Origin of the sequence: Sphingobium sp. CFD-2 (genome assembly GCF_024611135.1) — a bacterium.
GTDB lineage: Bacteria > Pseudomonadota > Alphaproteobacteria > Sphingomonadales > Sphingomonadaceae > Sphingobium > Sphingobium fuliginis.
In genome coordinates, this window is record NZ_CP084407.1 from 97,479 (window position 1) to 109,090 (window position 11,612).

General features: G+C 61.9%; 18 protein-coding genes and 1 pseudogene. 15 read left to right on the top strand and 4 right to left on the bottom strand.

Going from position 1 to position 11,612, the window contains the following annotated elements:
* The first annotated feature begins 42 nt into the window (after positions 1-42).
* The 5 genes from LDB29_RS25780 (at position 43) to LDB29_RS25800 (ending at position 2,753) form a co-directional block, all read left to right on the top strand.
* A complete protein-coding gene (locus LDB29_RS25780) occupies positions 43-567 on the top strand; it encodes a superoxide dismutase family protein (RefSeq protein ID WP_257558517.1) in 525 nt (174 codons plus the stop codon).
* Positions 568-1,004: 437 nt separating this feature from the next.
* Positions 1,005-1,274: a type II toxin-antitoxin system Phd/YefM family antitoxin gene (locus LDB29_RS25785; protein WP_044663350.1), complete on the top strand. Its 270-nt coding sequence runs from the start codon at positions 1,005-1,007 to the stop codon at positions 1,272-1,274.
* Between the two features lie 35 nt (positions 1,275-1,309).
* Positions 1,310-1,726: a type II toxin-antitoxin system VapC family toxin gene (locus tag LDB29_RS25790; RefSeq protein WP_257558520.1), complete on the top strand. Its 417-nt coding sequence runs from the start codon at positions 1,310-1,312 to the stop codon at positions 1,724-1,726.
* A 389-nt stretch (positions 1,727-2,115) separates the two neighbouring features.
* The gene (locus tag LDB29_RS25795; protein ID WP_257558373.1) at positions 2,116-2,373 is read left to right on the top strand and encodes a type II toxin-antitoxin system Phd/YefM family antitoxin; all 258 of its coding nucleotides are present in this window, start codon (positions 2,116-2,118) and stop codon (positions 2,371-2,373) included.
* On the top strand, positions 2,370-2,753 hold the full coding sequence (locus LDB29_RS25800) for a type II toxin-antitoxin system VapC family toxin (protein ID WP_257558375.1): 384 nt from the start codon (positions 2,370-2,372) through the stop codon (positions 2,751-2,753). Before LDB29_RS25795 ends, LDB29_RS25800 begins: the two co-directional genes overlap by 4 nt.
* Before the next feature lie 610 nt (positions 2,754-3,363).
* On the opposite strand, the gene mscL is transcribed toward LDB29_RS25800, so the two are convergent.
* The gene (gene mscL / locus LDB29_RS25805) at positions 3,364-3,792 is read right to left on the bottom strand and encodes a large conductance mechanosensitive channel protein MscL (RefSeq protein ID WP_048574934.1); all 429 of its coding nucleotides are present in this window, start codon (positions 3,790-3,792) and stop codon (positions 3,364-3,366) included.
* Between the two features lie 551 nt (positions 3,793-4,343).
* Between mscL and LDB29_RS25810 the strand changes: the two genes are divergently transcribed.
* From LDB29_RS25810 to LDB29_RS25835, 6 genes and pseudogenes are all read left to right on the top strand, one after another.
* The gene (locus tag LDB29_RS25810; protein ID WP_257558380.1) at positions 4,344-4,817 is read left to right on the top strand and encodes a DUF736 domain-containing protein; all 474 of its coding nucleotides are present in this window, start codon (positions 4,344-4,346) and stop codon (positions 4,815-4,817) included.
* A gap of 139 nt (positions 4,818-4,956) precedes the next feature.
* Complete coding sequence (locus LDB29_RS25815) at positions 4,957-5,475, top strand: hypothetical protein (RefSeq protein WP_257558382.1); 519 nt, start codon at positions 4,957-4,959, stop codon at positions 5,473-5,475.
* On the top strand, positions 5,472-5,945 hold the full coding sequence (locus LDB29_RS25820) for a DUF6878 family protein (RefSeq protein ID WP_257558384.1): 474 nt from the start codon (positions 5,472-5,474) through the stop codon (positions 5,943-5,945). Before LDB29_RS25815 ends, LDB29_RS25820 begins: the two co-directional genes overlap by 4 nt.
* A 2-nt stretch (positions 5,946-5,947) precedes the next feature.
* Entirely contained in the window at positions 5,948-6,370 is a 423-nt protein-coding gene (locus LDB29_RS25825) for a hypothetical protein (RefSeq protein ID WP_257558386.1), read from the top strand.
* A 33-nt stretch (positions 6,371-6,403) separates the two neighbouring features.
* The gene (locus LDB29_RS25830; protein ID WP_257558388.1) at positions 6,404-6,649 is read left to right on the top strand and encodes a type II toxin-antitoxin system Phd/YefM family antitoxin; all 246 of its coding nucleotides are present in this window, start codon (positions 6,404-6,406) and stop codon (positions 6,647-6,649) included.
* Positions 6,646-7,032 (top strand): annotated as a pseudogene (locus LDB29_RS25835) (type II toxin-antitoxin system VapC family toxin). The gene LDB29_RS25830 and the pseudogene LDB29_RS25835 overlap by 4 nt, the downstream one beginning before the upstream one ends.
* 466 nt (positions 7,033-7,498) lie before the next feature.
* Here the strand turns inward: LDB29_RS25835 and istB are convergent.
* Positions 7,499-8,266 (bottom strand): IS21-like element helper ATPase IstB, encoded by a 768-nt coding sequence (gene istB / locus LDB29_RS25840; protein WP_054944222.1) that lies wholly within the window; start codon positions 8,264-8,266, stop codon positions 7,499-7,501.
* Positions 8,263-9,717 carry an IS21 family transposase gene (istA, locus tag LDB29_RS25845; protein WP_218036328.1) on the bottom strand — a complete coding sequence of 485 codons (1,455 nt, stop codon included), beginning with the start codon at positions 9,715-9,717 and terminating at the stop codon, positions 8,263-8,265. Before istA ends, istB begins: the two co-directional genes overlap by 4 nt.
* 189 nt (positions 9,718-9,906) lie before the next feature.
* On the opposite strand from istA, the gene LDB29_RS25850 reads away from it, so the two are divergent.
* From LDB29_RS25850 to LDB29_RS25865, 4 genes are all read left to right on the top strand, one after another.
* Entirely contained in the window at positions 9,907-10,185 is a 279-nt protein-coding gene (locus LDB29_RS25850; RefSeq protein WP_257558390.1) for a hypothetical protein, read from the top strand.
* 57 nt (positions 10,186-10,242) lie between these two features.
* Positions 10,243-10,437 carry a hypothetical protein gene (locus LDB29_RS25855; RefSeq protein WP_257558392.1) on the top strand — a complete coding sequence of 65 codons (195 nt, stop codon included), beginning with the start codon at positions 10,243-10,245 and terminating at the stop codon, positions 10,435-10,437.
* A 224-nt stretch (positions 10,438-10,661) separates the two neighbouring features.
* Positions 10,662-10,856, top strand: coding sequence for a type II toxin-antitoxin system VapB family antitoxin (locus tag LDB29_RS25860; RefSeq protein ID WP_257558394.1), 195 nt, complete (start codon positions 10,662-10,664; stop codon positions 10,854-10,856).
* Positions 10,853-11,242, top strand: a complete 390-nt coding sequence (locus tag LDB29_RS25865; protein ID WP_257558395.1) for a PIN domain nuclease — start codon at positions 10,853-10,855, stop codon at positions 11,240-11,242. The genes LDB29_RS25860 and LDB29_RS25865 overlap by 4 nt, the downstream gene beginning before the upstream one ends.
* A gap of 13 nt (positions 11,243-11,255) precedes the next feature.
* Here LDB29_RS25865 and LDB29_RS25870 read toward each other — a convergent pair whose 3' ends face one another.
* Positions 11,256-11,519, bottom strand: a complete 264-nt coding sequence (locus LDB29_RS25870) for a hypothetical protein (RefSeq protein ID WP_257558396.1) — start codon at positions 11,517-11,519, stop codon at positions 11,256-11,258.
* Between the last annotated feature and the right edge of the window lie 93 nt (positions 11,520-11,612).

The following is an 11,612-nucleotide window of genomic DNA, read 5'->3' on the forward strand; positions in this document are numbered from 1 at the left end:
AGTGCAGGTAAGACCGCCTTGGAAAAGGAGAAACCCATGTTCATGACTCGCATCCTGCCCGCTCTCATCCTCGCTGTCACCCCGGGACTTGCGCAGGCGCAGCCCGCTGCCGCCGATCGCCAGCCGGGCGTGCTCTATAGTGGCGCCGGTCAGGAGCTGGGAAGGATCACGGTCACGTCCGCGCCGAAAGGTGTGATCCTGCGGGTCGAAGGACATGGTCTCCCGGCCGGATGGCACGGCATGCACTTCCACGAGAAGGCGGACTGCGGTGATGCGGCTTTCAAGAGCGCCGGAGGCCATGTCCATTCCACGAAGCCGATCGTACATGGCTTCCTTGTCGAAGGCGCCAATGACGCGGGCGATCTCCCCAATCTCTTCGTCCATGCTGACGGAAGCGCGAGCGCGGAAGTTTATTCTGCCCTGGTCTCCATCGACAACCGCGACGGTCGGCCCGCGCTCAAGGACAGCGACGGCTCGGCCCTCGTCATTCATGCCAACGCTGACGATTATACGACCCAGCCGATCGGCGGCGCGGGCGACCGCATCGCTTGCGCCGTGATCCGCTAGGCCAAGATTCAGCGGCCTCGCGCGGCCGTGTAATGACACTGCGGGGTGAAACGCAAGTCCCGGACATACGGTCCGGCCGATCGGCGACGCGGTCGGTTGGAGAGGGAAGAGGGAGGGGGACCGGGGAAGCAAGCCCGCTTCAAGGAGGTCCCAAATGCCGCTTCCCGCCGTCGTTCGCAGCGAAGTCCATCCCGCCGCGATCACCAGGGTGACGCGCCTCTTAGGTCTACATTGCTGATCTGCCCTATTAGGGCCGTCCTTCATCAGCTGCGGTGTAGTGGCGGCCTCTGGTGCGTTGGACCTGGCCAGACGGAGCGAAGAGCAATGTCATATCGACGCATGACCGCGCCGTCTCCCTGTGCGCACGAACAACTATGGATTTTGCGGAATGGCCATCTTATATGACCAGTCATTAGACGTGACTATAAAGGTGATCTATGCGAGCTGAGACCTATGGTGCGGCCGACTTCAAGGCCAACTGCCTGGCGATCCTGGACCGTCTGGCGCGTCGCGATGTCGATCGGGTGACCATCACCAAACGCGGCCACGCCGTTGCGGTGCTGACACCGCCGCCGAGCGTGGCTGAGGCGGTCGAGGCACTGCACGGTTTCATGCGCGGATCCGTTGGCGTACCCGAAGGGTTCGATCTGTTGGCGCCCGTTCTCGATGAACCGCTGACCGCAAGCGAAGGCAAGCTTCACCAGTGACGAAGCGGAAAAAGCCCGAGCCAGCACCAAGGGCAGTGCTGTTGGACACCTGTGCGGTCATCTGGCTGGCCAACGGCGATCCGATTGGCCCTGACGCGCTGGTGGCAATCTCGCATGCCGCGCTCGCAGACGGCATTTTCGTCTCTCCCGCATCGGCGTGGGAGGTCGGGTTGTTGAGCCGTATCCGCGGCGATAAGCGGCCTGCCGTTTCCTTTCTTCCCGACCCGCACGGTTGGTTCGCCCGTTTCATGGGCGGTCCGGGGATCAAGGAGGCGCCGCTTCTTCCCGAGATTGCCATCGCATCGTCGCATCTACCTGATCCGCTGCACGGCGATCCCGCCGACAGATTTATCATCGCGACGGCGCGACATCATCAAATCCCAATCGTTACGCGAGACGGCAAGATCATTGACTATGCCGCGCAGGGACATGTGAACGTCATCGCTTGCTGAAGGCTATGGCACATCAATCGGCGGAACCAACATTGTCTTCCCTGAAAGCCCAGCTGATCGCGCTGTCCAGTCTCGCCATCCGGCGACGGCGCTTGGAGGGGAGAGGGAGGGTGATTGTGGTGATGCGCCGACGTTGCCCGTCTGCACGCCAGCCTATCAGGACGTCCTGTTTGCGGGCTTCCCCTGATCATACCGGAATCTGGATCACGCCACCTTATCAGGACACTTCATTGTCAACCTATCGCCTGTTCAACAACACGCTCGCCGCGCGGGCGCCACGTGTGTCGATCTCGATCTGCAAATAGATTATGGCGAACACTGCGCTCGACCTAAATGATGAATTGGACTATATGATGGACCATCTATTCAAGGGCAAGTGAGCCATCGAAATGCGCGTGTCTGTCAGTGATGCCAAAGGTCAGCTCACCGAGCTTGTCCGGCGGGCGGAGGCTGGGGATGAGGTCATCCTGACCCGTCGCGGGCATGAGATCGTTCGCCTCGTTGCGATCGCTGCCGCGCCCGGACGTAAGGGCCGCCGCGCGCTGATGGAAAAAGCCCGGTCTGCGGCGGCAGCAAAAGTTCTGTCTGGCCCTACTGCCGCGCGGAGCCAGGACGATCTTTACGGCGATGACGGGATGCCAGCATGATCGCCGTCGATACCTCAGCGCTGATGGCGATCGTGTTGGGCGAGCCCGAGGCCGAGCAGTGCATGAACGCGATCGAAGATGCCGCCACCCTTTTTATTTCTGCCGGAACCGTTGCGGAAGCGCTCATCGTAGCGTCCCGGCGAAATGTAGGCGACGAAGTCGAAGCACTGCTTTCCGGACTGGGCTTTGAAATCGTCGCTGTAACAGGCGCGTCGGCCCGCCGGATCGCGAGGGCTTATGGACGTTGGGGCAAGGGCGTACACCAGGCATCGCTCAACTATGGCGATTGCTTCTCCTATGACGTCGCAATCGAAAATGATTGCCCATTGCTTTTCGTCGGCAACGATTTCTCCGCGACCGACGTTCGTCCTGCGCTCTAGTTCCCGCCGGTTCTGCTCCAAGCGCCGCTGGCGCGCTATAGCCCATAGATTCAAGGGTCTCGCGTCCAACAGCGCGGGTTCTTTCGCCTTCTCCCGGCCCTGCGGCCAGCAAGGGGGAGGGAAATCTGCGTCAGCTGTCTTAACCCATGGAGGAACGCAGTGTCTGACATCATCGACCTAGGCGGCGCGCCTGCCAACGGGAACTGCGCGCGGAACGGACACACCCCCATTTCGCGGCACTCAATCACCTCGAATTCGCCACCTATCGCGCCGCTCTGACCGCCCGCGCGCGCATCGCCAATCTCCATCGTGATCCGCGCATGGATGGACTGCAGCGACTTGGCGCCCACCGCGCCCTGACCCAGCTTGCGACCGACAACGAGGTTTCGGCCGGTCATGTCGGTCGGGGCGCCCAAGCGAAGCGTCTGATCTCGCCGAGGTCGCTGCAGTCGGCTTTGGGGTGTCGATCGCCAAAATTGCGCTGTTCTGAGCGCAGCCTCGAGTACGGAAGCGCTCGCGAGCGACAGGCAGGCATCATTTTGCGTGACCCCGTCTGTCGCGCGCGTGCCTCTGCTGAATCCCTCTCCGATGCTTGTAGATTGAGCGCTCGTTATTTTCTGATCGCGTCACGAATTTCACGAAGGAGCAGGATCTCCTCAGGTGTCGTTGCGGCCATGTCTTCGGGCTTGGGCATCAGGCGGTTGACGGCCTTAACGAGCAGGAAGATGATGAAGGCCAAGATCAGGAAGTTTACAAATACGGTCAGGAATTCGCCCCAGCCCAGCATCGCGACCCCTGCTTCCTTGAGGTCGGCATAGCTTTCGGGATTGCCCTTGAACCCAGCGGGTATCTCTCCAAGCCTGAGAAAATATCGCGAAAAGTCCGCGCCGCCGAAGAGGAAGCCAACCACCGGCATGATGAGGTCATCTGTCAGCGACTTGGTGATAGTGGCAAATGCGCCACCGATGATCACGCCAACGGCGAGATCTATGACGTTGCCGCGACTGATGAACGCCTTGAATTCCGAAATCAGTCCCATGCTGGGTCCTTTTTGTCATTGCGGATAATGGCAGCATGGCGTTCTGTTTTGGTCATCACAACCATCTATTTTCGACCCCGAAACAAAGCCCGAAGCCCATTTTGCAAGCGGGGCCGCATCCTCTTGCACAGCTAGCATGCGCGCCGGCGCATCGACTGGCAGGTTTCATCGATGACGATGGATACCGGTGATCTCAGAGCATCTTGGCCTTCATTCGCTTTGAACGTGCGACCGGCTGTCGGAGAAATTTCTAGCTGCAATCGCGGATTGGGAATGAAAGCTCGGTGCCTTGAGACACCATCTGCGGTTCCCGCGATGCCAGGCGTGTGAGATCGATCCTTCCCAAACTGGCCTAACGAGATCCGAAGTCCGATCCCAACGCCGATTCTCCCGATTTGCCAAACGCGACTAATCCGTCCCGAGGCCGCGAATGGCGGACCTCGGATTTGGCGCTTAAGCGCCTGCTCGGCCGAACGGCCGAGGAGAGGAGGGGGAGGGAGGAAGGTGCCTCGGACACGGTGTTCGAGAGCAACTTCTGACGGAGACGTTCCATGAACATCGGTACGATCAAACAGAATGACGGCGGCATTTTTGTCGGCAAGATCACGACGCTGACGATCGCGATGACAATCGCGCTGCGCGAGGTCCACTCGGCCAATCCCAGGGCGCCGAAGTATGAAGTGCTCGCTCTCTCGGCCTCGCGGGCATGGGTGCAGGTGGGCGCGCTCTTTGAACTCTTTTCGAACGGCACTGGTGAAGCCTTTCTCAACGGCAAGATCGAAGACCCCAGCTTCGCCGCGCCGCTCTACGTGTCAGCCTTCCGCCAGGAGGACGGCAGCTTTAACGTCGTCTGGTCCCGTCCGACGCGCCGCCGCGATCTCGCCTCCGAAATGGCGCCCAAGGCCGATGACGGTCTCCCGCCGCTGCCGGGTGCCGACGAGACTGTCGGTGTCGGCATGGGCGCGGGCACGGGTGCCGAGGCCGGCCTCGGCCAATCCTCGGCGGAACACGCCTTCGCCGGCTGACGCCGCCGGTCCAACTCCACGAAGGCTCTCGCGCCAACCGGCGCGGGGGCCTTTCGCTTTCCCCCGGCCGTGCGGCCGGCCTGGACGAAGCAAGGGGGAGGGGGGATCTGGACCTGCTGTCCGAACCATGGAGGAAGCGATGTCCAATATCATCGACCTGGGCGGCGCGCCCGCGAACGAGGATTGCGCGCAGCTCGGGCACACCCCGGATTTCGAAAGGCTAAACCGTCTTGAGGTCGCAGCCTATCGCGCGGCGCTGATCGCGCGCTTCGGTGTGCCGCCGGATGGCTGCGTCCTCAAGACGCTCACCAACCGCCACGACTTCGGGATCTATTACACGCTCGGCCTCTCGGTCGATGCCGGCGCCGCCCGGCGGGACTCGCGCGTCGCCGCCTATGCCGAGGCCGTCCAGGACGACCTTGCGACCTGGACCGAAGCCTGTTTTGCGGCACCCGTGCGCTACGCCGACGGCGAACCGCCGATCGTCGAGCGTGACCGGATCGATGCCATCGTCACAGGCGCGCTCCTTGCGACGCGGCCCGGCCCTGACGGCCGCTTTGCCGTGCCCGATTTCGAAACCCTGCACCGCAACCTCGCCGCCGCCTACCCTGCGAGCGCCGAGGCCGCGAACACGCTTCTTCAGGAGATCTCCGCATGACCGACATCCAGCTCGATCCCGAACATGCCGCCGCCGCGGCCCGCATCGTCGCGGAGATCGACGAACAGATCGACCGCGTCCGCGAGGCCGAGCGCCGCTGCAAGGCCGCCTTCCTGCCGCTGCTCGTCGAACATGGGATCACCCGCGTCGAGATCGGATATGATGGCGGAGGCGATGAAGGCGCGGTCGGCGACGTCACCGCCTTTGCCGGCGAAGACACCTGTGACCTGCCCTCCGTGCTTTGCGACCATTTCTCGGTCGAACGGGGCGGCGACATGGCGAGCCGCGCGATCCAGCTCGAGGATGCGCTCAGCGCCTTCGCTGAAAATGCCGCAAGCGACCATCACAGCGGCTGGGAGAATGGCGAGGGCGCCTGGGGCACGATCGAGATCGACGTCGCGAGCGGCGCGGTATCGCTCACTCACAACAGCCGCTTCGTCGACTATGAAACGACCGAGACGGAGCTCTAGCCATGTCGCACTGCCATTATCATGCGCTCAGCTCGGTGCGTCGATGGGGCGGGGTGCCCGGCGACTATATCGCGCTCCACCAGTGGTTTGACGAGTCCAAGAAGATCCTTGCCGATCCGCGTCACCGTGCGCTGCGCCATCATGCCGAGGGCATCTTCATGCTCGAGACGGTATTCGGGGTCACCATCACCAACAGCGACCATCGCGACGTGCCGGTGCGGCTGATTGGCGAGATGCATGTAACGGAGGACCTGGGGCGAATCCCGTCCTTCGCCGACTGGGCACGGCTCATCCAGCCCATGCCGTGGATCCTGCGCGGCAATCCGACCGGGTCGCCGGGACTGGATCCGATACTTCGCCGCAACGCCTCGAGACATGCCCAAAGTTCGCTGGACGAGCCCGGTTTTGCTATCAGTCAAAAATAGACTGAGTTGATTGAACTAAGTCAGGAGCCAGTGATGCAAACCGTCAACATCCACGAAGCGAAGACGCATCTGTCTCGCCTCATCGACCAGGTCGCAAACAGCGGCGGCTTCATCATTGCCAAGGCGGGCAAGCCGGTGGCCAAGGTCGTTCCTTTGAACGCGCCGGATGCCGGTCAGACGAAACGCCTGGGATTCATGGCGGGTCAGATGGTCGTGCCAGACGACTTCGATAGCATGGGAGAGGCCGAGATCGACGCCCTCTTCAGTGGCCAGCCATGAAGCTCCTCCTTGATACCTATCTGTTGATCTGGGCTGCCGGATTCCCGGACCGAATGCCAGAGAAAGCGCACGATCTTCTCGACGACGTCGACAACGAGCTCTTCTTCAGCGCCGCGAGCCTTCGGGAGATCGCCATCAAGAGTTCATTGGGCCGCGACGACTTTTGTCGTTGATGCCAGGTTACTTCGGCGCGGGCTGCTCGACAACGGCTACAGCGAACTGCCGTCATCAGCGAGCACGCCGTTGCGATCGACGCTCTGCCGCCCATTCACAAGGATCCCTTCGATCGCATATTAATTGCCCAATCGATGATCGAGGGCATCACTCTCCTGACGGCCGATGAGACGGTCGCCCGTTATCCGGGGCCAATCCGAAAATGCTAAGGTCGTTGGACACATCGCGTGACATAACGACGAGACGCTTCGACGGTCGGAGACCGGCTTCATTAAATCCGCTCGGCCTCACGCAATCCGATCACGTCATTGTCGAAGGGATCCCACGACCATGTCCATTGAGCACGTCCCGATCGACGAGGCCAAAAACCGGTTCGACGTCACCTATGACAAAGCGATGAGCACTCCCATCGCCGTTTAACGAAACGGCGTTGCCCACGTCGTGATGGTCCCGCCAACGGAGTTTGAACGCCTCGCTCGCCTCGACCGCGTCGCCATGACCCCCGAGGAACAGCGGTGGCCGCATGAGCGCGCAGGAAGCGGTGACGGATGTCAACGGCGGAGTAAAAGTCGGCCATTGGGCGGCGCAAAATCAGGCCGGGTGATCCGTGTGCTGGCGAGCGCCGCGAGGGCGTAGCCCGAGTGGGGGTCGCCAACACACGGATGGTCTTTTCTGTCAGGGGTTGGAGCGTGCCTTGCGCGCCTGGCTTTGGGCCAGACGATAGCTCTCTCCGTTCATCTCGAGTATGGAGACGTGGTGGGTAAGCCGGTCGAGGAGCGCGCCTGTCAGGCGCTCGGAGCCGAACGTTTCGGTCCACTCGTCGAACGGCAAGTTGCTGGTGATCAGCGTCGAGCCGCGCTCGTAACGCTGCGAGATCAGCTCGAACAGCAGTTCCGCGCCGGTTTTCGAGAGCGGCACGAACCCCAGTTCATCGATGATGAGGAGCTTGTATCCGGCCATTTGCTTGTGGAGGCGCAGAAGGCGGCGTTCGTCGCGTGCCTCCATCATCGCGCTGACCAGCGCGGACGCGGTGGTGAAGCCGACCGTCAGGCCCTTCTGGCAGGCGGCAAGGCCGAGGCCGATCGCCACATGGGTCTTGCCGGTTCCCGAGGGACCAAGGGCTATGACGTTCTCGCGGCGGTTGATCCAGTCGCAGCGTGCCAGTTCCAGCACCTGCATCTTGTTGAGCTTGGGGATCGCGGCAAAGTCGAAGCTGTCGAGGCTCTTGGCGGCCGGGAACTTCGCAGCCTTGATCCGGCGCTCGACCATCCGGCGTTCCCGGTCGATCAGCTCCAGTTCGACAAGCCGGGCAAGGTAGCGGACGTGATCTGCGCCCTCGGCCGCGCATCGCCGGGCCAGCTTGTCATGCTCGCGCAGGAAGGTTGGTAGCTTGAGCGTCTTGAGGTGGCTGGCCAGTAACAGCTCGGGGGACGGACTGCTCATGCCGCATCCTTCGCATCGCCCGAGAGCAACTGCATGTAGGAGCGCGCCGATGTCGTCTCCACCCTGGCTCTGGGCAGATAGGGATAGATCGCCATGTCCAATCGGGGTGGTCGGCGCTCCACCCGGCACAGCAGGAGATGCTTCACGGCATCAAAGCCGATCGCCCCGATATCGAGAGCCTGCTTTACGGCCGCATGCAGATCGGCAAGCGTGAAGCTCTCCAGCAGACGCAGCACCTGCACATACTCGCGCCGACCATGCTTGCCCATACGAGCTTCCATGAGGCGGCGCAGCGTTGCAAACGCTTCGGGCAGGTGCCAGCCTTGCAGGGGCGCTGCCTGATCGAGCGCATTGATCTTCTGTTCGATCAGGGGAAGGTAATGGATGGGATCGAAGATCACGTCCTCGCGCTCGTAGCTGCGCACATGACGGGCAATGACCTCGCCCCGGCAGCCGATCACCACCTCGCCGACATAGCCCCGGATCCATACCTCCTGATGGCCGAAGCGCACCGGCACCGAGTAATCATTGGTCCGGTAACGCACCAGCGCCTGCGACGAGACCTGGCCGCTGGTCTGGTCACAAGCCTCGAACGGGGCAGCCGGCAGTTCCTGCATCGCCGCCAGATCGCGCTTCAGCCTCTCGCCGATCGTCTCGCTCTCGCCCCGCAGCCGGTCGTTCTGACGCTTGCGGCATTGCTCCTCGAGCCACAGGTTGAACGCCTCCCACGTCGCGAACCGGGGGATCGGCACCATGAAGTTGCGGCGAGCATAACCGACCAGCCCTTCAACACTGCCTTTGTCGTTCCCCCTGCCGGGACGGCCGTAACGATCGCGGATCAGGTAATGCGACAGGAAGCCGCTGAACAGCCGGGCGCGCTGCCTCGTGCCGTCGGGCAGGATCTTCGAGACCAGGCAGCGGTCGTTATCGTAGACGATCGACAGCGGCACCGCGCCGAAAAACGCGAAGGCGTGCACGTGGCCGTCCATCCATGCCTCGGCAACGGCAGCGGGATAGGCGCGCACGTAGCAGGCGTCGCTGTGCGGTAGATCGAGCACGAAGAAATGCGCCTTCTGCACAACACCGCCGATCTCGACCATGGCCTCACCAAAATCTGCCTGGGCATGGCCGGGCGCATGCGCCAGCGGCACGAACATCTCCCGGCTGCGCTGCTCGCGCTGTCGGATGTAATCCTTGATGATCGTGTAGCCGCCGGTGAAACCGTGCTCTTCGCGAAGGCGGTCAAATACCCGCTTCGCCGTATGACGCTGCTTGCGCGGAACCTGACGGTCACCATCAAGCCATGCATCGATGATCGGAACGAACGCTTCCAGCTTGGGCCGCCGCACCGCCGCCGTCCGGCGGTAACCGGGGGGCTCCGAATACGACAGCATCTTGCGGACCGTGTCGCGCGATACGTTGAAATGCTTCGCCGCCTCACGCTGGCTCATGCCGCCCGCGCAAGCAAGACGCACCTTCAGGTAAAGATCCACGGTATATATCTCCACGCCCTCCCTGCTCGCGCAAAGAAGGCAAAGTGGACGACTTTTACGCCGCCCGCAGCAGCACTTCGCCGCCGCCACCGTGGTCTAATTTTGCACCGCCGTTCTCAGACGGACGGACCATTTGGGAAACGAGCTGTGCAAAATGCCCTCGACTACCTGATCGATGTCGCGCGTTCCGACCCTGCCCAGGCGCGCCGCGTCGCCAATTTCCTGCTCGCCTGGTCGAACGGGGACGACTGCGGCCATTTCCCGATCGCAGACCTGTTCGGCGTCGATGCGACGATCGCGACGCACATGACCACGATCATCGGCATTCTCGGCCAGCATGAGGGCGCGATCTATCCAGACGCCTTCGCCCGCAAGGCCGAGATGATCGAGCTTGTTCACCGCCGGCGCGACTTCAACAACGACTGAGCCCGCGCGGTGGTGGGCGGCTCGCTCTGCGGTCCCGTTTGCGCTATGATCGGTCCCATGACGGAACTCGACCCCCATACCTTGCATGTCGCCGCCTCGCTGGTTCGGGGCCGCCTCGCAACGATCAAGCTCGACCCACGGATGGACGGGCTGCAACGACTCGGCGCGCACCGAGCGCTCACCCAGCTCGCCATCGATCTCGAGGTCTCGGCCGACCATGTCGGGCCGAAGCGCTGCCGCCGGAAAGCCTGAGAGGACGGCCCTAACAATCTGCTGGTGATCGGCGTACACGACGCCGGGACGCTCCTACCCAGTGAAAGGGAAGGAGGATGCGTGAAGGTGATTCGATCGCCGACGCCTTCGTGCTCGTGCACGACTGCTATCTCCAGGTCTGAATTCCCCGCGGTTTCGGCGTTTCACGGTTGAACCAACGCTCAGCAACGCCATGTGTATAAAAACCGAAAAGGATACACATCATGAGAACGAATATCGTCATAGACGACAAACTCATGGCCGATGCCATGCGCGCGACCGGTTTCAAAACCAAGCGTGAGGCCGTCGAAGCCGGTCTTCGAACCCTTGTGAAAATCCAGTCGCAAGCAGCAATCCGTGCCGCTCGGGGAACACTCCATTGGGAAGGCGACCTTGACGCGATGCGACGCGACACATGATCCTTGTCGATTCCAGCGTCTGGATCGATTTCTTTCGCGGCACGCCATCGCGCGAAACCGATCTCCTTGACGAGTTGCTCGGCCAGGAACCGCTTCTCATTGGCGATCTCGTCCTTGCGGAAGTGCTCCAGGGATTTTCGGCCGATCGAGATTTCAAACGCGCCTACGGTTTGCTGGGTTCACTCGAATTGATCGAGATCGGCGGTCGCGAGATCGCTCTTCAGGCGGCGCGGAACTTCCGATCGTTACGAGCACGCGGGATCACCGTTCGAAAGACGACCGACACGTTGATAGCGACCCGATGCATCGAAGCGGGCATCAACCTCCTCCACAACGATCGGGACTTCGATCCGTTCATCGAACATCTTGGCCTCAATTCGATTTGAGGCACGCCTACTGCTATTGGACCTTCGGCGTCCAACCATGCGCAGCGAGAGCGCGTTGAATATCCGTCGACACGATGCCTGGCTCCGCGCAGCAATACCAGTCCAGATAGCTGCCTTCTTCCCGAAGCCATGCAATCAGGTCACCTGCCGACCGAAACGAATAACTCACCGCGCCGCCATCAGCATGTTGCCACTCGACATTGGCAAGAGCGGACCACAGCTCCACGGCAACTCCGCCATCAGCTAGGATCCGCTCTCCAAGCACACGGTCCAGCATCAGCTCAAACGCCTTTCGCAGTCGCGCAGGACGTGCACTTGCCACGCCATCCCAATCTCGTTTCTCGGTAAACACCGGCTGCATCCTCCTAAT

Bases quoted from the DNA above. Each gene is read 5' to 3' on its own strand.
- LDB29_RS25830 (WP_257558388.1), top strand. From the start codon at position 6,404: ATGCAAACCGTCAACATCCACGAAGCGAAGACGCATCTGTCTCGCCTC.
- LDB29_RS25820 (WP_257558384.1), top strand. From the start codon at position 5,472: ATGACCGACATCCAGCTCGATCCCGAACATGCCGCCGCCGCGGCCCGC.
- LDB29_RS25795 (WP_257558373.1), top strand. From the start codon at position 2,116: ATGCGCGTGTCTGTCAGTGATGCCAAAGGTCAGCTCACCGAGCTTGTC.
- istB (WP_054944222.1), bottom strand. From the start codon at position 8,266: ATGAGCAGTCCGTCCCCCGAGCTGTTACTGGCCAGCCACCTCAAGACG.
- LDB29_RS25815 (WP_257558382.1), top strand. From the start codon at position 4,957: ATGTCCAATATCATCGACCTGGGCGGCGCGCCCGCGAACGAGGATTGC.
- mscL (WP_048574934.1), bottom strand. From the start codon at position 3,792: ATGGGACTGATTTCGGAATTCAAGGCGTTCATCAGTCGCGGCAACGTC.
- LDB29_RS25810 (WP_257558380.1), top strand. From the start codon at position 4,344: ATGAACATCGGTACGATCAAACAGAATGACGGCGGCATTTTTGTCGGC.
- LDB29_RS25865 (WP_257558395.1), top strand. From the start codon at position 10,853: ATGATCCTTGTCGATTCCAGCGTCTGGATCGATTTCTTTCGCGGCACG.
- LDB29_RS25785 (WP_044663350.1), top strand. From the start codon at position 1,005: ATGCGAGCTGAGACCTATGGTGCGGCCGACTTCAAGGCCAACTGCCTG.
- LDB29_RS25870 (WP_257558396.1), bottom strand. From the start codon at position 11,519: ATGCTGGACCGTGTGCTTGGAGAGCGGATCCTAGCTGATGGCGGAGTT.
- LDB29_RS25860 (WP_257558394.1), top strand. From the start codon at position 10,662: ATGAGAACGAATATCGTCATAGACGACAAACTCATGGCCGATGCCATG.
- LDB29_RS25855 (WP_257558392.1), top strand. From the start codon at position 10,243: ATGACGGAACTCGACCCCCATACCTTGCATGTCGCCGCCTCGCTGGTT.
- LDB29_RS25800 (WP_257558375.1), top strand. From the start codon at position 2,370: ATGATCGCCGTCGATACCTCAGCGCTGATGGCGATCGTGTTGGGCGAG.
- LDB29_RS25780 (WP_257558517.1), top strand. From the start codon at position 43: ATGACTCGCATCCTGCCCGCTCTCATCCTCGCTGTCACCCCGGGACTT.
- LDB29_RS25825 (WP_257558386.1), top strand. From the start codon at position 5,948: ATGTCGCACTGCCATTATCATGCGCTCAGCTCGGTGCGTCGATGGGGC.
- istA (WP_218036328.1), bottom strand. From the start codon at position 9,717: ATGAGCCAGCGTGAGGCGGCGAAGCATTTCAACGTATCGCGCGACACG.